This is a genomic window from Acinetobacter sp. ANC 3813 (assembly GCF_002135435.1).
GTDB lineage: Bacteria > Pseudomonadota > Gammaproteobacteria > Pseudomonadales > Moraxellaceae > Acinetobacter.
In genome coordinates, this window is sequence record NZ_NEGK01000001.1 from 237,537 (window position 1) to 257,155 (window position 19,619).

Genomic DNA, 19,619 nt, shown 5'->3' on the forward strand with positions numbered 1-19,619 from the left:
GATGCATCAAAATGACTTGCTTTTTACAAACTCTTTGAGAAATCTGCCGCGCATGTCTTTCCAACCGGTTTTTTTTTGTTAAACTCTGAATAACTGTTGGGGACAAAGTTTTTTTATTACTACAATGAACAATAAAATTGGACTATTTGCATTAGCGATTTGGGGCGCGGCATCTATCAGCATAGGTGCTGTTTCTGCGCATGCGGGTCAAATCTATATCTATAAAGACAATAAAGGCAGTACGCTACTGACCAACCGTAAAAGTTCTGACCGTTCACTGACTAAAGTGAAAGCCACCTATTATCCGGACAGCAATATCCACAGCTACAGTAACTGGGGCAGCAGTGAATCCTCTGTGCTGCCCAGCTACAGCCGCAATAAAAATGCCTTTGACCATATTATTAAGCAGGCATCCCAGCAGCATGGCATCGCTGAAGGGCTGATCAAAGCCGTCATGCACACTGAATCAGGCTTTAACGTTAATGCACGCTCTCCAGTCGGCGCACAAGGGCTGATGCAGCTCATGCCTGCTACAGCACGGCGCTTTAACGTATCCAATGCTTATGATCCATATCAGAACATTATGGCGGGTGCAAAATATCTGGCTTGGCTCAAGAAACGTTTTAATGGGAACACGTCTTTGGTCCTGGCTGGCTATAATGCTGGCGAAGGCAATGTGCAAAAATACGGCGGCATTCCGCCTTTCCGTGAAACTCAGGATTATGTACGCCGTGTGACCAGCCGTTTTAACAACCTGTATTCCAATGGCAGCAATATTGCCAGCGATATCCCTAGCGCTTCTCAGGATAAAATTATTGCCAGTTCTGAAAATTATCAGCCTGCGCCTTCGACAGAAATCAAAGCGCCTAAATATTCACGCCAAGTGATTCAAACGGCTGATGGCAGCTTTACTGATGCGCCTGGTTCTTATTCTACGGCCAATGCTTCAGCCTCTGCTCGAATTTATTTCAACGAATAATGACCCAACTCGGCTATTTTTATACTTTATTTACGATTTTTTCCTTGAAAAAAGCGTAAATTCACCTCATATTCAGTTTAATGATTTTTATTAGTAAATCAGATTATTTTTATCTAATATAAGGATTTTCTCAATGATGCGGATTGGTTTGTTTTTGCTGACCAACCTCGCGGTACTGGTTGTAGCTGGCATTATCTTGTCGCTCTTCGGTGTCGGCAGTTACCATGGCGCTGGTGGCCTGAACATTGGTAACCTGATGGTTATCTGTTTTGTCTTTGGTATGGTGGGTTCTTTAATTTCTCTATTCATGTCTAAATGGATGGCGAAAAAGACCACGGGTACTGAACTGATTGACCCTAACGCTCCTCGCAGCCAAGCTGAAGCTTGGCTCTTGCAAGAAGTTGCTCAGCTTTCACAACGTGCCGGCATTAAAATGCCCGAAGTGGGCATCTTCCCGTCTTACCAGTCAAATGCCTTCGCGACAGGCTGGAATAAAAATGACGCTTTAGTAGCCGTTTCTACTGGCTTGCTTGAACGCATGAACAAAGACGAATTACGCGCTGTGCTTGCGCACGAAATCGGCCACGTTGCCAATGGCGACATGGTGACCCTTGCCTTAATCCAAGGTGTAGTAAACGCTTTCGTGATGTTCTTCGCACGTATTGCAGGCGACTTTATCGACCGCAATGTCTTTGGCCGTGAAGAAGGCGAAGCGCCGGGTATCGCTTACTTTGTTATTACCATTGTATTAGACATTGTGTTTGGTATTTTGGCTTCTACAATTGTGATGTGGTTCTCCCGTCACCGTGAATACCGCGCAGATGAAGCTGGCGCCCGTTTAGCAGGCAAACAAGCAATGATTTCTGCTTTGCTCCGCTTACAGGCAGAATCAGAATTGCCAGATCAAATGCCAAAAGAAATGAAAGCATTTTCAATTGCGGAAGGTAAGGAACAAGGTTTCAGCTTTGCTGCCCTATTCCATACCCACCCAACCATTGAACAGCGTGTAGCTGCGCTGCAGCAGCTAAATTGTCCTTAATTGGCAACACGCAGATCTAAAAAAAGCCTCCAAATGGAGGCTTTTTTTAGATCTGTACTGCAGAGCCTTTATAGATAATTCGGCGCTCATCTTTTTCGTTGACTTGTATACAACGCAATAAGCTACCATTGATATCAATGATACAAAATTGCGAGATTTCCTCAAAATTTTGTATCTCGGTGATTCTAGCTGCAGGCCAATCCTGCCAATTCAACCCAGACCAATACTCATAATAGCAATGCAGGTCTTGTACCCGAATACAGGCGCTATGCCAAGAGTGTTTAGCATCCAAACTAGGATGGTGAAAAAACTCCAGCAGCATGCCGTTGCCTAAGCGCATGATCATCCATTCAGAAGATTGATAGTGCACACTTAACCCCAGATACTGGTAAAACAGTGCAGTTTCCGAAAAATCTATAGCTGGTAAGTTGGCAGTAATTTGCCCATCAAATTGCATGCTTTTATCCTGCTGCCATCGATTGATACCATTGCCAAAGCCACATGCCCCCAACCCACATCGCAAAGGCTAATAAGGCGATAAACATCAAGCCTAGCAGATCAGGCAAATGAATCCAGAACCATGCAACCACGGGATTACGCCAAAATGCAGAATTTTGCTGCTTCTTTTCGAGACTTTCGTGCAAAAACGGGTGCACAACATGCGTTTCGCTATGAATATTGTATTCTGTACGGATATGTTCATGCACCACATCTAAGGCTTTTCGGCTTGGCCGGATAAAAATATCAAACACCGTACCCAATATAGGAATAAAGCCAACTACAGCGTCTGCCATTGCCATTCTAAGCACTGGACTGAGTTTTTCCTGCGGTACACCAATCTGTTTAGCTTTATAAATGGCATAGCAGGTCAGCACAAATCCAGCGGCATCACCCGCAATTGGAATGGTGCTTAAAGCCGCATCCGCCCCTACCCCTTGTTTGGTGAACGGAATACGCACGACTGAATCCATCATATTGGCAAATTTAGCTAAATCCCGCTCTAAACGGATGACTTCCTGCTGCGATAGTTTTTTTTCTTGGGTTATAAGCGCCATGATTGATCCAAAGCCATTTAATTTATTAAAGATAATGTATTTTCATCAGCCAAAGTAGTGTCATTTCATTAACTGAAAATTGTGCAGTTTTTTTTAAAATATTGGTACTAACCCATCAAACACTGGCATCCATATCCATATAGATGTCAGTGTTTGATGAAGTTAAGGACATATTAAAGGCTTTTATTTTCAACTTTAAAACAATAATTGTGAGGCAATGAAGAGATAAATCAACACCCCTGTCGCATCGCAAATTGAGGTAACTAAAGGCGCAGATGCGCTGGCTGGATCCATGCCAATCCGATTGAGGATAAAAGGCAAACTCATGCCGATTAAACAGCCCATCATGACAATGGTCATCATACTGAGCGCCAGAACCAAAGCGACCATTTCATCGCCGCGGTAATAGCCTAAAGCAGATACAGCGAACGCCATCGTAGCGCCTAAACACAGCGCGACCAAACTCTCGCGGCCAAGCAGCATAAACCAGTCTTTGAAATGCACATCACCGGTCGCCAAAGCCCGCACCATCAGCGTTGCAGATTGTGAGCCTGCATTACCGCCGCTGCCGACTAAAAGCGGGAGGAAAAATACCAAGACAATATTGGCAGTAATAATATCTTCAAAATGCGCAATGCCTAGACCTGACAGCAAGCTGCCGAATACCAGAAACACCAGCCAATATACGCGGCGCTGATACAGTTTCAAAATAGGCCCTGTCTTTAGGCTTAGTTTGCTGTCCGCATTGACCGCGCCCACTTTCAGGAAGTCTTCCGTCGCTTCTTGGCTGGCAACATCCATGGCATCATCATAGGTTACAATTCCGACCATGGCCCCTTGCCGATCGATGATTGGCAAAGCCAGAAAGTCGTATCGAGCTATGGTTTTCGCGACTTCATCCTGATCAGTATCGACAAAAGCCGAGACCAAATGGGTCACCATGATTTCTGCAATATTCTGTTCTTCTTTGGCCAATACCAGCTGCTTTAAAGACACCACGCCTAATAATTTGCGTTCATCATCTAAAACATAAGCAAAATAAATACTTTCTGTATCGGGCGCTTCCAGACGCAGCATGCTGATTGCATCTTTAACCGATAATTCTGGCTTTAAAGTCGCATACTCTGAACGCATAATCGCGCCCGCTGTGCCCTCAACATAGGAAGACAATAGACGGATATCTTCGCGCTCCGCCTGAGCCAATGCTGGAAGCAAAGCATCCTGTTGTTCGGGGTTGAGGCTTTTAAATAAATCGGCGCGTTTATCGGATGACATTTCACCGACAATTTCCGCAAGGGTTTGACGCGGCAGCAGATTGGCAAACTTCATCTGCGTTTCGGGAGATAAATATGAAAAAACATAGCCGCGGTCTGGCAAATGCTGCAGTAAAATTTGACTGTTTTCTACAGGCAGCTGACTCAGAATGTCGGCTAAATCTGCAGCGCGGAAAGTTTTCACTGAATCTAATGCAAGCTGCATATTTTGATTTTTCAGTGCATCATTTAAAAGATATAAAAAATTATTTAGGCCCATCTAAGCCCCCTGTTCTATGATCCTGCACAGCAACAAGGGATTCATGCACTCTTTTTATTTTATGGAATGCACAGCCCCGTCATCCTGTACAAGATGAATTTCGCAATTTAAAAATATGAATGAATGACAACTTTGCCTGTCCATTTAGAAAATAAATCCTCATTAAACCGCTTATACGGCGCGCAAATACTACAAATTTTTTGCATCAAGCTCAACGCCTGATGCAAAACTATAACAAGCCAAGTGCATTAAGCTTTTTGCTTCTGTTTAAAGATACTGCGAATCAAAACGTACATAAACGGAATAAAGATCAGTACCAGTACTGTGCCAAAAATCACACCGCCTAATACGCTGACACCAATTTCCTGACGGCTGGCTGCACCCGCGCCAAGAGCAATAACCAAAGGAATAACACCTGCGCCAAAAGCCAATGAAGTCATAAGAATAGGCCTTAACCGCAGTGCTGCACCTTCCAAAGCTGATTCAACCACGCTTTGACCTTTATCTTGCGCCAGCGATGCAAACTCCACAATCAGAATTGCATTCTTACACGACAGGCCTATGGTGGTCAGCAATGCGATCTGGAAATAAATATCGTTTGGAAAACCCGCAAAATAACTGAAAATAATATTGCCGCCGATCCCTAAGGGTATTGCGCTCATCACGGCCGTTGGAATGCTCCAGCTTTCATATAATGCAGCAAGGCATAAAAAGATAAAGCCAATCGAAATCAGATAAAGCCAAATGGCCTGATTGCTGGATTTCTGCTCTTCGTAAGACAGTCCACTCCACGCTACATCAATACCTGATTCCTGATCCGCCAAGCGCTGCACATCTTTCATCGCCTGGCCAGTACTGACATTCTTCGCTGTATCTGCTTCCATCTGCAGTGCGGTATAGCCCATAAAGCGATTCACCACTTCCGGACCGCCCGTCCAATCCACAGTAGAAAACTGATTGAACGGAATCATCTGGTTTTGATCATTGCGCACATGCCAGTATTGCAAATCTTCAGGCTTTGAACGGAACGCTGCATCGCCTTGCATCATCACCCGCTTGATTCGGCCGCGGTCAATAAAGTCATTGATATAACTGCCGCCCCATGCAGCTGACAGCGTGCTGTTCACCGCTGTCGGATTTAAACCGGCAGCCATTGCCATTTTTTGATCGACATTGACTTTGAGTTCGGCTTTATCGGGATTGGATTTTTTATCCAGATTTTCAAAACTGCTGTACTGAGCTGAATGCGACTTCAAGGCCTTGAATTTGTCTTCTAAATATTCACGGCCTTTGCCGTCCATATCTCGAATCCAAAACTCAAGGCCATCTGTTTGGCCAAGTCCGCTCACGGAAGACGGCATATTGATATTGATCTGCGCATTCGGATTTTTCTTAAAATATCGTGTCGCGCGCTCGCGGATTGCCTGCGCAGAATTGTCTTGCCCAGTCCGTTCATCCCAATGCTTCAGTGCAATAAAACCCTGACCTAAGTTTTGCCCCGTACCAGAGAAATTACGGCCATAGCGGATCATCACCAGATTCACATTGTCTTTTTCATGCTCCAGAAAGTACTGGCGGATAGCCTCACCCACTTCTTTGCTTTTAGACATCGGCGCACCATCCTGCAGTTTAAACTGCACAGACAATATGCCTTGGTCTTCGCTGGGAATAAAACTGGTCGGAAGCGCACGGTAAAACAATCCAAATACAGCAATCAGCGCGGCAAACAGCACCAAGCACACTGCTTTATTTTGAATCGTCAGCTGCGATAACTTTAAATAGCGATGCTTTAAAGCATCCAGTTTTTCATTAAACCACTCTGCCCAGCGTGCAGGCTGCGGATTGGGCTTAAGAATAATCGCGCACAGCGCAGGTGTTAAAATAAGCGCAACCAGCAATGATAGCCCCATTGCCGCGACTAAAGTAATGGAAAACTGCCGATAGATAACGCCTGTAGAACCGCCAAAAAATGCCATCGGAATAAATACGGCAGTCAACACCAAAGTAATACCAATCAAGGCACTGCTGATTTCATGCATGGACTCGATAGATGCCTGTTTAGCTGTAAGCTGCTGTTCATGCATCAGCCGCTCTACATTTTCTACGACGACGATGGCATCATCCACCAGAAGGCCAATGGCCAATACCAGCGCAAACAGCGTTAAGGTATTGATGGTCATACCCGCTGCATACAAAATAGCCAGCGTGCCTAAAATTACTACAGGCACCGTAATGGCTGGAATGAGTGTCGCACGCCAATTTTGTAAAAACAGGAACATCACAATAACAACCAGCGCAACCGCTTCAAAGAGCGTTTTCACTACTTCTTTAATGGATTCCTGCACAAAAGGCGTATTGTCCCGCGGATAAACAATCTTATAGCCGTCTGGCAGCTGCGCAGATAAATGATCAACTTCCTGCTGAATTAAAGCCGATGTTTCCAGCGCATTGGCGCTTGAAGCCAGAGAAATGCCCATCCCCGCAGAGGGATAACCGTTAATGCTGTTAAAGGACTGATAATTCTCTGCCCCCAATTCCACTCGGGCCACATCTTTTAAATAGACAAAACTGCCATCGCGGGCAGATTTCACAATAATATTTTCAAATTCTTCTGGTGTTTTTAAACGTGAGCCTGATGTGACTTTGGCATTCAGATACTGGTCTTGCGCTACTGGCAAATCCCCGACTGCGCCGGCTGCCACTTGCGCATTCTGCGATTCTACCGCGCTGCGGATATCACTTGGCATTAATCCATATTGCTTCAGCAGCAGTGGATTCAGCCAAATCCGCATTGCATATTGTGAACCAAAGACATCGACCTCACCAATACCTTCAATACGGGCAATATCCTGTTCCAAATGCGTCATCATATAGTCAGAAAGTTCAATATTTGAACTCTTGCCTGTCGAATCATACAGTCCTATGACCATATGGGTATCGCCCAGTGATTTATAGACATTCACGCCTTGGCGCTGCACATCATCCGGCAAACGGTTAACCACCCCATTGATGGCATTCTGCACCTGTACTTGAGCAGTATCTGGATCAGTGCCATTTTCAAAACTGATGCTGATGCGGCTGCGCCCAGAAGAATCACTGCTGGAACTGAAATACAGCAAGTGATCAATGCCCTTAATCTGCTGTTCCAGCACCTGAGTGACACTTTCTTCCACCGTTTCTGCCGACGCGCCTGTATATGTAGCGCTGACATTAATTTTAGGCGGTGCGATATCGGGATAACGCTCTACAGGCAAATTTAAAACGGCAAACAGCCCTACCGCCATGACAATAATGGCCAGTACGCCTGCAAAAATAGGTCGATGGATAAAGAACTTAGACAGCATCAGGCTGATTCACTCGTCATATGGATTGTTATTTAAAACACTGAAGATTAATAACAAATAATTATGGATAATCAGTGACTAAAGTAAAAAAAACAACCCTCTTCTACACAAAACCTCGAAATCAGCAGCAATGTGGAGAAACTGTGAAGATCACCTGTTTCTACTGTCCGTGTATTTTACTCAGGAAAAATGACAAGAAATGTTTCTTCATACGGCAAATGGCTACTTAAAAACTGATTTTCAGGTGTTGCAGATGTGAGATTTTGATTAAATACCGTTGGGCGTAGTAGCACATTGCCATCATGCAAAGCCGTAATTTTATAAGCACCCAGCTGTATGCTTTGAAATCCTGCAGCTTGATGCATCCTAGCTGGAACTGGATCTAAAGTATTGGCTAAAGAGAACCCTGACAGCGCCGCCATCGCCATCGCCATCGCCATCGCCATCGCCATGCAATTTTTTTCCATTCTTTGCCTTTTATGCACGATATGAATATCTATTATGTTTTATTCATTATTAGAATTTTGCGGCACAATTCTGCCTGAAAATCAGCCATCTTTTTAGCATTAAATCTTTAGATCCCAGCTTTTTATATTTTTTGATCAGCATTTTTTTATAATTTCAAAGCATTTTCAGAAATCTTTCAGATTCGGAACTTAAAATAAACGAAAAATCTGAACAATTTAAATATGAACGAGACATCCCCCTTTAAAGGTAAAACAGGCGCTAAGCGTGTATTGAATGCCACTCAGTATTCATTATCTGGCTTTAAATCCGCGTTTCAAAATGAAGCGGCTTTTCGTCAAATCACATTCATCAATCTCATCCTTATTCCAGCCACATTCTTTTTAGATGTCAGCCGGACAGAACAAGCCCTAATGATTGCGGTTTGCCTGCTGGCGCTGATCGTAGAATTATTCAATTCCGCAATTGAAGCAGTAGTTGACCGCGTTTCTTTAGAACGGCATCCCTTGTCTAAAAATGCCAAAGATATGGGCAGCGCTGCACAATTTGTTACTATGAGCATTATTGCAATCGTTTGGGCTTTAATTTTATGGCCTTAATTGATTGGCTTCCCTTAATTTTACAGCAAAAATGTACAGTTCTTTGCTGAATTTTTAGCACATAAATTTAATGTTCCGAATCATACTTCGCCTTTAAATTTGCACCAATTTTCAAATACAAAAAACCCAGCTTTCGCTGGGTTTTTTGTTGAATCAGTTCAGTGCTTAGTGAGCAGAGAATTGGTTCATTGTGTTTTTAGCATCATCGTGCGCTTTAAGAGCGTTGTCACCAGAGAAGATTTCTTTGTGATCATCACCGATGTCAGAACCAGCCATTGCTTGGTGTTTAACACAAGCGATTGTGCCGCGGATTTCTTTACGTTGAACGCCAGCTACATAAGCAAGCATACCTTGGTCGCCGAAGTAACCTTGAGCAAGCTCGTGAGTAGAAAGAGCAGCTGTGTGGTAAGTCGGAAGTGTGATCAAGTGATGGAACACGCCCGCTTCACGAGAAGCATCTGCTTGGAATGTACGTACTTTTTCGTCAGCGTCAGCAGCCAATTCAGTCGCATCGTACTCAGCGCTCATTAGTTTAGCGCGGTCGTAAGCAGAAACGTCTTTACCTTCAGCAACCCAACGGTCATAAGACTGTTGACGGAAGTTTAAAGTCCAGTTGAATGAAGGCGAGTTGTTGTAAACAAGCTTAGCATTTGGAACTGTTTCTTTAACACGGTTAACCATGTGAGCGATTTCTTCAACGTTTGGCGTTGCAGTTTCGATCCAAAGAAGGTCAGCGCCGTTTTGAAGGCTAGATACACAGTCAAGTACAACGCGGTCGATTTGCGTGTCTGGACGGAATTGGTATAGGCCAGAAGCAAGACGTTTTGGACGGTGTAGTTTACCGTTACGCTTGATTAGGATTTCGTCTTCTTGAGCATCAGCAATGTCAATTTCAACAGTATCTAGGAAACCGATGTATTGAGAAGCGATGTCGCCTGGCTCTTTAACCACTGGGATTTTTTGAGTCAAGTCAGCGCCTTCAGAGTCAGTACGCGCAACGATGATACCGTCGTCAAGGCCCATTTCTAAGAATGCATAGCGAAGTGCATGGATTTTAGAGATGAAGTCTTCGTGTGGAACTGTAACTTTACCAGCTTGGTGACCGCATTGTTTAGCGTCAGATACTTGGTTTTCGATTTGAAGTGCGCAAGCGCCAGCTTCAATCATTTTCTTAGCAAGTAAGTAAGTCGCTTCTTCGTTACCGAAACCAGCATCGATGTCCGCAATAATTGGCACAACGTGAGTTTGGAAACCGTCGATTTGAGCAGTGATTTCAGCAGCTTTAGCAGTATCGCCAGCTTCGTTTGCTTTTTTAAGCGCACGGAACAAGTCGTTTAATTCTTTTGCATCCGCTTGGCGAAGGAAAGTGTAGATTTCTTCGATCAATGCAGGTACTGAAGTTTTTTCGTGCATAGATTGGTCAGGAAGCGGACCGAATTCTGAACGAAGCGCAGCAACCATCCAGCCAGAAAGGTAGATGTAGCGGCGGTCAGTTGTACCGAAGTATTTTTTGTTCGCAATCATTTTTTGTTGTGCGATGAAACCGTGCCAGCAGCCCAAAGACTGAGTGTATTGGCTAGAGTCAGCATCATAAGCTGCCATATCACGACGCATAATTGCAGCTGTGTATTTAGCAATATCTAAACCAGTTTTGAAACGGTTTTGCATTTGCATACGCGCAGCATCTTCAGGACTGATGTCTGCCCAAGTGCTGCCGAATTTTGCTTTTAATTCGCGGATTGCATCAATCGCTGTTTGGTATGTAGTCATGATATTTTCCTGTATATAATATTAGGATTTTTCTGCAGCGCGGCTAAAATCAACCCTCAATGATTTGTTCAGATTTACAGCACATCGCTTCGATGAACTTAGAGTAGATTGAGCGGAATAATTAATCCAATATCCTGCATTAATTTTCGGTATTTATTTAAAAAATGGGTAGATCAAAGTCTAATTATATTTTAACCAAAACAATATATAACTATGATTTTTATAAAAATAATATTATAAGTAAACGATACTTTTCGACTATATTTTATGCATTAGACTTAAGTCTGGTCAGTTCAAAAAAGCGCTTGCATCTTCCCAATAAATAGAAAATTGACCCAAATGACAGCACCTTTACACATAATTGCAAAGTTTATTTTTCAATCATGATGTTGCACTTTTTATACTTTGGTACAGTCCCTCAAGCTAAAGGGCTCTGCCTTTTATACAATCATATGTATGCTTTAGCCTTAAACCAATCAAATCTACAAGCACCATTTTATTGTTGCAAAAGGCGCTCAGCACAGCCTATTGCGGCTGGAGCGCTAAGGCCTTTTTTTCATCACTTTATTACACAAGCCGTGTGGCTTATGGCATAATCAAAACAATTTCATGATTTTATTTTCGGTATTTATTTTATGAATCTGGAGCGGGTCGATCTTAATCTACTAATTTACTTAGACGTTCTTCTTCGTGAAAAAAATGTGACTCGAGCAGCTGAACAGCTGGGCGTCACTCAGCCGGCAATGAGTAATATTTTACGCCGTTTGCGTAACTTATTTAATGATCCGCTTTTAATCCGTTCTTCCGAAGGCATGACGCCAACAGAACGCGCTTTAGAATTGCAGCCGCGCATCCGTGATGCCCTTGCTGACTTATCGATGATTTTAGAGCCGCGCACCGAGTTCCGGCCTTATACGTCAAACCGCGTTTTCCGCATTATGACTTCGGACTATGCCGAAGCAACACTGGTTCCGCGCCTCGTGAAAGCGTTGCGGTCAGAAGCGCCGAATGTGGTTCTGGACTTTTTAACACCTAGTGATGTGTCTTACAGAGACATGGAACAAGGTAAAGTTGATCTTGCCATCAACCGCTTTAATGAAATACCGCAAAGCTTCCATCAAGTGCTGGTTTGGCGTGACAGTTTTTCTTGCCTGCTCAACAATAAGCACCCCGCTGCAAGCAACCTGAATTTAAAAAGCTATTTAGATGCACAGCATATCTGGGTATCTAAAACCGGCATGGGGGTAGGTTTTGGCGTAAACCCAGAAAAGCAAGCTGGATTAGGCTGGATTGATCAAGCTTTAGAACGGATTGGTCAAAAACGTAAAATTTCAGTCTTTACCCGCCATTATCAAATGCCGGGGCTGTTGGCTGCAAATGTGGATTTAGTTGCAACTTTGCCGACTCGTATTGCACGCCTGCAAGCAAAAAGTCAAAACCTGCTGCTAAAAGATCCGCCATTTTATATTCCAGAATTTGAATTAAAAATGGCGTGGTGCCCGCTTTTGCATCATCACCCTGCGCACCGCTGGCTGCGTCAGCTGATTTTATATGTGGCGCGCCAAATGATTGAAGAAGAGAATCGTGAATTTTTAATAAATAACTCTCAGTTTTCCCACTATTAAACATAATTTTTCATAAATTCTTCTTTTTTAAGCCTATACTGGAGCCTGAGGAAATAATTGACTTATTCCCTCAGGTTTTTTTATGTTAAAAATATTGATAATAATGATGATCCGCAGGTGGATTCGTGAGCCTCTTCCAAAATATTGTAATCATCGTCATCCTTATTGCTGGGGCCGGTTTTTTATCCTTAACAGAAATCGCGCTTGCTGGCGCACGCAAAGTTAAACTCAAAATCCTTGCCGAAACTGGCGATGAACGCGCTCAGAAAGTTTTAGAGCTGCAAGAAAATTCTGCTGACTTTTTTGCAGCCTCCCAGATTGGTTTAAATACTGTGGCCATTTTAGGCGGTATTTTGGGTGAAGGCGCTTTTCGCCCTTATTTCTTAGAACTGGTTTCACGCTTTTATGTAGGGCAATGGACCGAATCTATCAGCTTTGCGCTCTCTTTCACTTTAGTCACGTCATTATTTATCTTATTTGCAGATCTGATGCCTAAGCGTCTGGCCATGATTGCGCCTGAAAAAATTGCGGTTTCCGTGATTAATCCTATCCAGATTTTCATTGTAGTCTGCAAGCCGCTAGCGTGGTTTATTAACGCGATTGCCAATATGCTGTTCCGCTTATTTAAAGTGAACACAACCCGCGAAGACAATATTACGTTTGATGATATTTCGGCGGTCATGGATGCAGGCGCACAGGCCGGCGTACTGCAAAAGCAAGAGCATCACTTTATTGAAAATGTGTTTGAGCTGGAAGAGCGTAATGTGCCCTCCAGCATGACCACACGTGAAAATGTGGTGTTTTTTACGCTGAAAGAACCCGAAGCCAGTATCCGTCAAAAATTAGCAGAATTTCCTTATTCTAAATTTGTCGTCTGCAGTGAAAATATTGATGAAGTGATTGGCTATGTAGATGCTAAAGATATTTTAGTCCGTATTTTAAACAATCAGTCATTATTGCAGCTGAATGAAAACACCATCCGCAACGTACTGACCATACCAGACACATTGACTTTATCTGAGGTGCTTGACCGCTTCCGCTCCACCAAAGAAAAATTTGCCGTGGTAATTAATGAATATGCGCTGGTTGTTGGTGTCATTACCCTCTCAGACATTATGATTACAGTGATGGGCGACTGGGTGACTCCAATTGAAGCTGACCAGCAAATTATCAAGCGCGATAATAATTCATGGCTGATTGAAGGCAGCACGCCGATTGAAGATATGATGCATGCGCTGGAAATTGATGAAATGCCCGACACGGACAATTACGAAACACTGGCAGGCTTTATGATGTATAAGCTGCGCAAGATTCCGCGCCCTGCTGATACCGTCATTTATGGCAACTATAAATTTGAAGTTGTGGATGTTGATCATTTTAAAATTGATCAGCTGCTGGTCACGCGATTGTTAGAGCAGCCCGATCCAGCCAAAGAAGAGTCAGAATAATCTGACTCTTCTGAATTAATTCAAATCAGCAGCAGAATTAAAAACATGATCCTTTCATTCCGAGCGCTTGCAGCCTGTTTCTGTTTTTATTCTGCTCTTTATCTGGTCTATGCTTTTTTCTTTAAGGGAAATAATCCTTTTTATATAATCGCTGCTTTAGGGCTTTTTGCAGGGTCATGGTTTTTTACGCCCTATTCTTATGAAGAACGCCAGCGCCAAGGATTCGACTCAACATTAACCTTAGGGTCTATCTTTTATCATCCCTTACTTTTTTGGGGACAATTTTTCAGCTGGCCAATTCGTATTTTGCTGTCCCTGCTCCGGGATTAAGCACTCGCTTATTGCTATTTATGCTGCAAACTAATGCCCATAACAGCCGTTGCTGGCATTGATATAAGCAGACCTATTGTTATTTAAATGTAACTCCAGCATTCATTTTTGCTAAATAGTAAAAAAACTCATTTTTGGACGGCTCGTAACTTATTCATTTATAAAAACCATTTTTTGATTAAATAGTGATGCAATTCACATTTTTGTCATATTGTTTTAGATAGCCTGTTTTTCTTCTATGCTCCTTTGTGAAAAATTACTTCATTAAATTGAAAAACTCAAAGGACTGAAAACCATGCTCACCCTCTTAGGCCTAGGCATGATTATTTGCTTCATGTATTTAATCATGTCACGCCGTATGAGCCCGCTCGTTGCGCTCACGTTAATCCCGCTGCTTTTTGCTGTTATTGCATGGTTGCTTGGTTTTTATTTTGACAGCCTGTCACACATTCAAATACATGAAATTGGCGAAATGATGATAGAGGGCGTTAAGAAATTGGCGCCTACAGGCATTATGCTGCTGTTCGCAATTTTATATTTTGCCATCATGATCGATACTGGTTTATTTGATCCTTCGGTTAAATTTATCTTACGGATGGTTAAAGGCGATCCGCTCAAAGTCATCTTAGGAACTATTACCCTCACCATTATTGTATCTCTGGACGGTGACGGTTCTACCACCTATATGATCTGTGTCGCGGCGATGCTGCCGCTCTACAAGCGTTTGCAGATGAGCCCGCTGATCATGGCCTGCTTAATGATGCTGGCAAGCGGCATTATGAACTTAACCCCCTGGGGCGGTCCGACCGCACGGGCAGCCAGCGCCTTGCATGTAGACCCAAGCGCTGTATTTGTGCCAATGATTCTGCCTATGCTGTGCGCAATTGCTTGGCTGTATTTTTTGGGCTATATGTATGGACGCATGGAACGCAAGCGCTTAGGCATCATTGAACTGGACATTAGCCATGGCGACAACATTCAGATTTCAAATAATCCAGAAGCCAACCGTGCGCATTTGCGCTGGTTTAACGGCCTGCTGACTCTTGCTTTAATGATTAGCCTGATCATGGGTGTATTGCCTATGCCTGTGCTATTTATGGTTGCACTGTGTATTGCACTGGTTGTGAACTATAAAAATATTGATTTGCAGAAAAAGCTGATTGCAAATCATGCAGGCAGCGCACTGAACGTCGTCGGTATTATTTTTGCCGCGGGTATTTTTACCGGTATTTTAGCCGGTACTGGCATGGTTGAAGCCATGTCTAAAGAACTTGTTGCTGTTATTCCAGAAAGTATGGGGCCTTATTTAGCGCCTATTACCGCTGTCATCAGCATGCCAATGACCTTCTTTATGTCGAATGATGCCTTCTATTTTGGCGTACTGCCCATTTTATCGGAAGCGGCAATGCATTACGGTATTGAGCCTGTTGAAATGGCTCGAGCGTCTATTGTCGGACAGCCAGTGCACCTGCTGTCTCCATTGGTTCCATCGACGTATTTGCTCTGCGGTTTAGCAGGAATTGAATTTGGTCAACATCAAAAATTCACCATCATTTGGGCGACGGTTACCTGCTTTGTTATGCTGGCTGCAGGATTAATTTTTGGCATGTTTCCCTTTTATTCAACCCTCGGTTAGTTCATTCACCATAAAAAAGCGCCTTAAGGCGCTTTTTTAATATTTAAATCATTATTTGCGAATCAGCGCATCGAGTACGCCTTGATAATGAATGGAAATATCTTCAGCTAATATTGTGTATGCATTATCAAACTGCACCATTGGCCAGCCTTCTTTCCAAAAAGGGAAGATATTATGCAAATCGCGGGTTACCACTGCATCTTCGCGGATAATTGCCTGCGCAACTTGGGCAAGCACTTGGGCCGTTTCAGCTCCATCAATCGCCATATAATCAATACCGCGCACTTTTAAAATACGGATACGGTCTTTTTTATAACGGATTTTTTTGCTTTGCCCCTCGTTCAGCTGCAGCGCCAAAGTCACAGCTTCTACAAATTTGTCTTCAAAAGATTGGTTTAAAGCTACCAATGCTTGTTTATGCGACTCCTGACGCCCCGCTTTACCGCCTTCACGAATAATGACTTTTGCTTCTGCGCACAAATCATCGTCTTTCATGGACGTTAAAATATCTAAGATTTCAATATCACTTAAATTTTCAGGAGATTGCTCAGCCATGGCCTGCCTTTGAATAGGTATTTAAAGCATTATTTTCTCATATTTCTGATGACAAAAGTGGAATATCTCTTGCGGGCAACCATCTAAAATTCAATTTGAAAAAATCATGCCGATAAGCAAAAAATAATTTATATTATTCAACACGTTTTACAACGCTGCTTTTTGCATGATTAAAGATAAACAGGCCGCTCTCTTTTTAGAACAGCTGAAACTGCTCTACCCTGCCGCATTTAAACATAATTATATTTTTTACGGCATGATGAAAACCAAAGGCATGCTTGATGAATTAAAAGAATTAATTCCTTGGGTGCTGGCGGCGATGATTTTTGTATCGATCAGCCTCAGTCTAGGCAGTTATCTAGAAATGCTTTGGCCGCATTTAGCCGGATTCCGCGCCAAAGGCCTTGCCGTTTTAGCCATCATGCTGTTTTTCATGCTGACTGCCCCGCTTATTATTAAGCAAATGAAGCACAGTTCAATTTCACTGTATAAGCAGCTTTGCAATACGCCTATTAAATTGGCTGGTATTATTCTGCTGCAGGCGCTGAACATTGCGTATATTGAAAGTACATTCCTGCAATCGGTACTGTTTTTCTTTGCCTTAAGCTTTGGTTTTGTGCGTTTTTACAAAGAGAATCTGTTTCGGGAGCATAGCGACAATCTGCAATTCCACTACCTGCAAGAAGCTCGCCGCGTATGCTTTTGGTCTTATAAGCAAATGCTGAAAATTAAATGCCAGCTTTTTTTCTGTCAACGGAATTCAGAAAAGTCTGAATTGTTAAAACAAAAACTGAAGCATCTGCAAGAACTGCATGCGCAAACCATGCGTTTCGAAAACCAGCTGTGCAAAAGCTTTAAACACATTGATCTAGAAACTTATTTAGACGATTTAATGAAATAGAAGATTAATCTGCAATTGAGCCTTCTATTTCATTTCTATTGCCTGTGCCCTTATGCCGACTGCGCTAAGCTGTGCACAGGCTGTAATTGCACTTTTGACGCAGATGTTACATCCGTATCGCTGTTGCATGCCGTCAAACTGATATAGATAAACCTACAGCGCCGAAACCCGCTAAAGTGCGTTGAATCATTTCACGGCGTGTCATTTTTAATTTTCATCTTATCGCGACCTATTTTTTTTAAATCAGGCTAGAACAATATGGCTGCAATTTAATCTCAATTTAATTAAGCAATGATAAAAATATCTCCACAGTATATTCTGCACAAAAAATTGAGCTCATTTTTAAATATAAATGACTGTTTTGGCTGTATTTAAATCAATTGTGCTGATTTATGCTTGCCAATCTAAGTTTCGTCTATTAATATTGCGCACATGCCCGAGTGGTGAAATCGGTAGACACAGGGGATTTAAAATCCCCCGCCCACAAAGCGTGCCAGTTCGAGTCTGGCCTCGGGCACCATTTTAATACTTCTTAAAATGGTGCAATAAAAAATCCAGCATTAAGCTGGTTTTTTTATGTCTGAAATGTAACAACGATAAAACTTAAAATCACGATTATTCAATATTTTGATATAAAAATATCACCGTGTATCTCAATTATTCGTTAGCAAATGATAATACTCCCGCTATCGATCAAAAAACCATTCTATGGTCTTCTTATAGACTCATTCGCATTGAAGAATCATCAACTCCACCTTCTAAGCTGCTAAACAATAGATGCTGAAGCGTTCAGCCATACATCTAAAGATGCAGCATATTAGAAAAATGATGCAGAAATATAATAAATTTACGCTTTGTTAAATTCAAATACAGACATGAAAAATGCTGAGTGTGTGATGACAGTGGATAATACTGCAGAAAAATACCCGAATAGAACCTGTCATCCCACTGAATTATTGAATCATTGCAGCAAACAATCTGACGTGAATCACTCTTGAGCGCATCAAATTCAGAGCGTGTATTACCACTCTCTATTTGATACTAACTCTTCCATTTCAATATCCATATAGCCATGGTCTTGCGCTATCATCATCATCGCTTCAGCAATATAATCCGCAGCGCTATCATCTAACGATGAATCCAAATCTTCAAATTGCAGCTTCATGGCATTAATAGCAATCACTGCCACATGCGCATGGTGATATACATCACCTTCTGACAATTCAGACTTGGCCAATTTTTTTGCAAACTGTTCGATGTGCTGCTTTACTTCAGCAACAAGAATATCTGGATAATATTCATCATCAAACATAGGGAGAAGTAATTCTGCAAGCATTACAGGTACTCTAAACACACTAAACTTTAAGCGTGTGTATATAACATACCCATACAAAATTACCAACTAAAACCCATATAAATTGAAATTTACAGCATTTTTACAGACTGCTTATTCAAATATCTGCAATCAATGCGCAGATTCCATCGCTTTCCATACATTAATGGCATCTGTCATAGCTTTGACGTCATGCGCGCGAACCATGCACGCGCCTTGCTGTATGCTGAACATATGCGCAGCCACTGAACCCACAGCGCGGTTTTGTGCATCTGCACCATTTAAGGCTTCACCTATAAAACGTTTCCGTGACAAGGCTGATAAAATTGGATATCCCAATTCATGCAGTTTATAAAATTCATTCAGCAATTTCAGATTTTGAGATGCATTTTTTGCAAAGCCGAAACCGGGATCAATCATAATATTTTCTGGCTGTACGCCAGCTTCTAAAGCATCATCTATACGCTGCTTCAGCTCTGCTATCACATCCAGAGTTACATCTTCATATTGATCCAGATTATTCATGGTGGTCGGCTCACCGCGCATATGCATAATCATCACAGGGATATTCAGTTCAGCAGCAGTTTTTAAGGCATTCGGCCGAGTTAATGCCCGTACATCATTCCAGATATGTGCTCCCGCATTAACCGCAGCACGGATTACCGCTGGCTCTGAGGTATCAATTGAAATTACAGTATTCAGCTTTGCCAGCTCTTCAACAACTGGCACTACACGGCCGATTTCTTCTTCTATAGGCACTGCAGATGCGCCTGGACGTGTTGATTCGCCGCCAACATCAATCACTGTCGCGCCATCAATAATCATTTGCTTAGCATGCGCAAGCGCCTGCTCTTTGCCATTATGCCTGCCGCCATCGCTAAAGGAATCTGGTGTGACATTTAAAATCCCCATAACATGCGGTACAGACAAATCTAAAGATAAATTGCCGCACTTTAAGACTTTATGGGGTAATGGCATCAGCTGCATTGGAATACTCCTTCTATTCT

17 protein-coding genes and 1 tRNA gene are annotated in these 19,619 nt (G+C 42.6%); 9 read left to right on the top strand and 9 right to left on the bottom strand.

Going from position 1 to position 19,619, the window contains the following annotated elements; all coding sequences use genetic code 11:
- Positions 1–124 precede the first annotated feature (124 nt).
- A complete protein-coding gene (locus tag B9T34_RS01155; protein ID WP_086211334.1) occupies positions 125–979 on the top strand; it encodes a lytic transglycosylase domain-containing protein in 855 nt (284 codons plus the stop codon).
- Between the two features lie 133 nt (positions 980–1,112).
- Positions 1,113–2,018: a protease HtpX gene (gene htpX, locus B9T34_RS01160; RefSeq protein ID WP_086211335.1), complete on the top strand. Its 906-nt coding sequence runs from the start codon at positions 1,113–1,115 to the stop codon at positions 2,016–2,018.
- A 46-nt stretch (positions 2,019–2,064) separates the two neighbouring features.
- Here htpX and B9T34_RS01165 read toward each other — a convergent pair whose 3' ends face one another.
- The 5 genes from B9T34_RS01165 to B9T34_RS01185 all read right to left on the bottom strand — a co-directional run bounded on the left by B9T34_RS01165 (position 2,065) and on the right by B9T34_RS01185 (position 8,417).
- Positions 2,065–2,475: a hypothetical protein gene (locus B9T34_RS01165; RefSeq protein ID WP_086211336.1), complete on the bottom strand. Its 411-nt coding sequence runs from the start codon at positions 2,473–2,475 to the stop codon at positions 2,065–2,067.
- 4 nt (positions 2,476–2,479) lie between these two features.
- A complete protein-coding gene (locus tag B9T34_RS01170) occupies positions 2,480–3,073 on the bottom strand; it encodes a DUF4112 domain-containing protein (protein WP_086211337.1) in 594 nt (197 codons plus the stop codon).
- Positions 3,074–3,268: 195 nt separating this feature from the next.
- The gene (gene mgtE / locus B9T34_RS01175) at positions 3,269–4,606 is read right to left on the bottom strand and encodes a magnesium transporter (protein ID WP_086211338.1); all 1,338 of its coding nucleotides are present in this window, start codon (positions 4,604–4,606) and stop codon (positions 3,269–3,271) included.
- Between the two features lie 248 nt (positions 4,607–4,854).
- On the bottom strand, positions 4,855–7,950 hold the full coding sequence (locus B9T34_RS01180; RefSeq protein ID WP_086211339.1) for a multidrug efflux RND transporter permease subunit: 3,096 nt from the start codon (positions 7,948–7,950) through the stop codon (positions 4,855–4,857).
- A 176-nt stretch (positions 7,951–8,126) separates the two neighbouring features.
- Complete coding sequence (locus B9T34_RS01185; RefSeq protein WP_086211340.1) at positions 8,127–8,417, bottom strand: hypothetical protein; 291 nt, start codon at positions 8,415–8,417, stop codon at positions 8,127–8,129.
- 222 nt (positions 8,418–8,639) lie between these two features.
- Here B9T34_RS01185 and B9T34_RS01190 point away from each other — a divergent pair, with 222 nt between their 5' ends.
- Complete coding sequence (locus tag B9T34_RS01190) at positions 8,640–9,014, top strand: diacylglycerol kinase (RefSeq protein ID WP_086211341.1); 375 nt, start codon at positions 8,640–8,642, stop codon at positions 9,012–9,014.
- 165 nt (positions 9,015–9,179) lie between these two features.
- On the opposite strand, the gene B9T34_RS01195 is transcribed toward B9T34_RS01190, so the two are convergent.
- The gene (locus B9T34_RS01195) at positions 9,180–10,784 is read right to left on the bottom strand and encodes an isocitrate lyase (RefSeq protein WP_086211342.1); all 1,605 of its coding nucleotides are present in this window, start codon (positions 10,782–10,784) and stop codon (positions 9,180–9,182) included.
- A gap of 635 nt (positions 10,785–11,419) precedes the next feature.
- Between B9T34_RS01195 and B9T34_RS01200 the strand changes: the two genes are divergently transcribed.
- The 4 genes from B9T34_RS01200 to B9T34_RS01215 all read left to right on the top strand — a co-directional run bounded on the left by B9T34_RS01200 (position 11,420) and on the right by B9T34_RS01215 (position 15,823).
- Positions 11,420–12,409: a LysR family transcriptional regulator gene (locus B9T34_RS01200; RefSeq protein ID WP_086211343.1), complete on the top strand. Its 990-nt coding sequence runs from the start codon at positions 11,420–11,422 to the stop codon at positions 12,407–12,409.
- Positions 12,410–12,534: 125 nt separating this feature from the next.
- A complete protein-coding gene (locus tag B9T34_RS01205; RefSeq protein WP_086211344.1) occupies positions 12,535–13,857 on the top strand; it encodes a hemolysin family protein in 1,323 nt (440 codons plus the stop codon).
- 45 nt (positions 13,858–13,902) lie between these two features.
- Positions 13,903–14,187, top strand: a complete 285-nt coding sequence (locus tag B9T34_RS01210; RefSeq protein WP_086211345.1) for a hypothetical protein — start codon at positions 13,903–13,905, stop codon at positions 14,185–14,187.
- Positions 14,188–14,482: 295 nt separating this feature from the next.
- Entirely contained in the window at positions 14,483–15,823 is a 1,341-nt protein-coding gene (locus B9T34_RS01215) for a CitMHS family transporter (protein WP_086211346.1), read from the top strand.
- A gap of 51 nt (positions 15,824–15,874) precedes the next feature.
- Here the strand turns inward: B9T34_RS01215 and B9T34_RS01220 are convergent, their stop codons facing one another.
- Positions 15,875–16,378 (bottom strand): hypothetical protein, encoded by a 504-nt coding sequence (locus B9T34_RS01220; RefSeq protein WP_086211347.1) that lies wholly within the window; start codon positions 16,376–16,378, stop codon positions 15,875–15,877.
- 166 nt (positions 16,379–16,544) lie between these two features.
- Here B9T34_RS01220 and B9T34_RS01225 point away from each other — a divergent pair, with 166 nt between their 5' ends.
- Both B9T34_RS01225 and B9T34_RS01230 read left to right on the top strand, forming a co-directional pair.
- Positions 16,545–17,279, top strand: coding sequence for a hypothetical protein (locus B9T34_RS01225; RefSeq protein ID WP_086211348.1), 735 nt, complete (start codon positions 16,545–16,547; stop codon positions 17,277–17,279).
- A 434-nt stretch (positions 17,280–17,713) separates the two neighbouring features.
- Positions 17,714–17,799 (top strand) — tRNA-Leu (locus B9T34_RS01230).
- A gap of 501 nt (positions 17,800–18,300) precedes the next feature.
- Here B9T34_RS01230 and B9T34_RS01235 read toward each other — a convergent pair.
- Together B9T34_RS01235 and folP are read right to left on the bottom strand one after the other, a co-directional pair.
- Complete coding sequence (locus B9T34_RS01235) at positions 18,301–18,615, bottom strand: DUF5713 family protein (protein ID WP_086211349.1); 315 nt, start codon at positions 18,613–18,615, stop codon at positions 18,301–18,303.
- A 129-nt stretch (positions 18,616–18,744) separates the two neighbouring features.
- A complete protein-coding gene (folP, locus tag B9T34_RS01240; protein ID WP_086211350.1) occupies positions 18,745–19,599 on the bottom strand; it encodes a dihydropteroate synthase in 855 nt (284 codons plus the stop codon).
- Between the last annotated feature and the right edge of the window lie 20 nt (positions 19,600–19,619).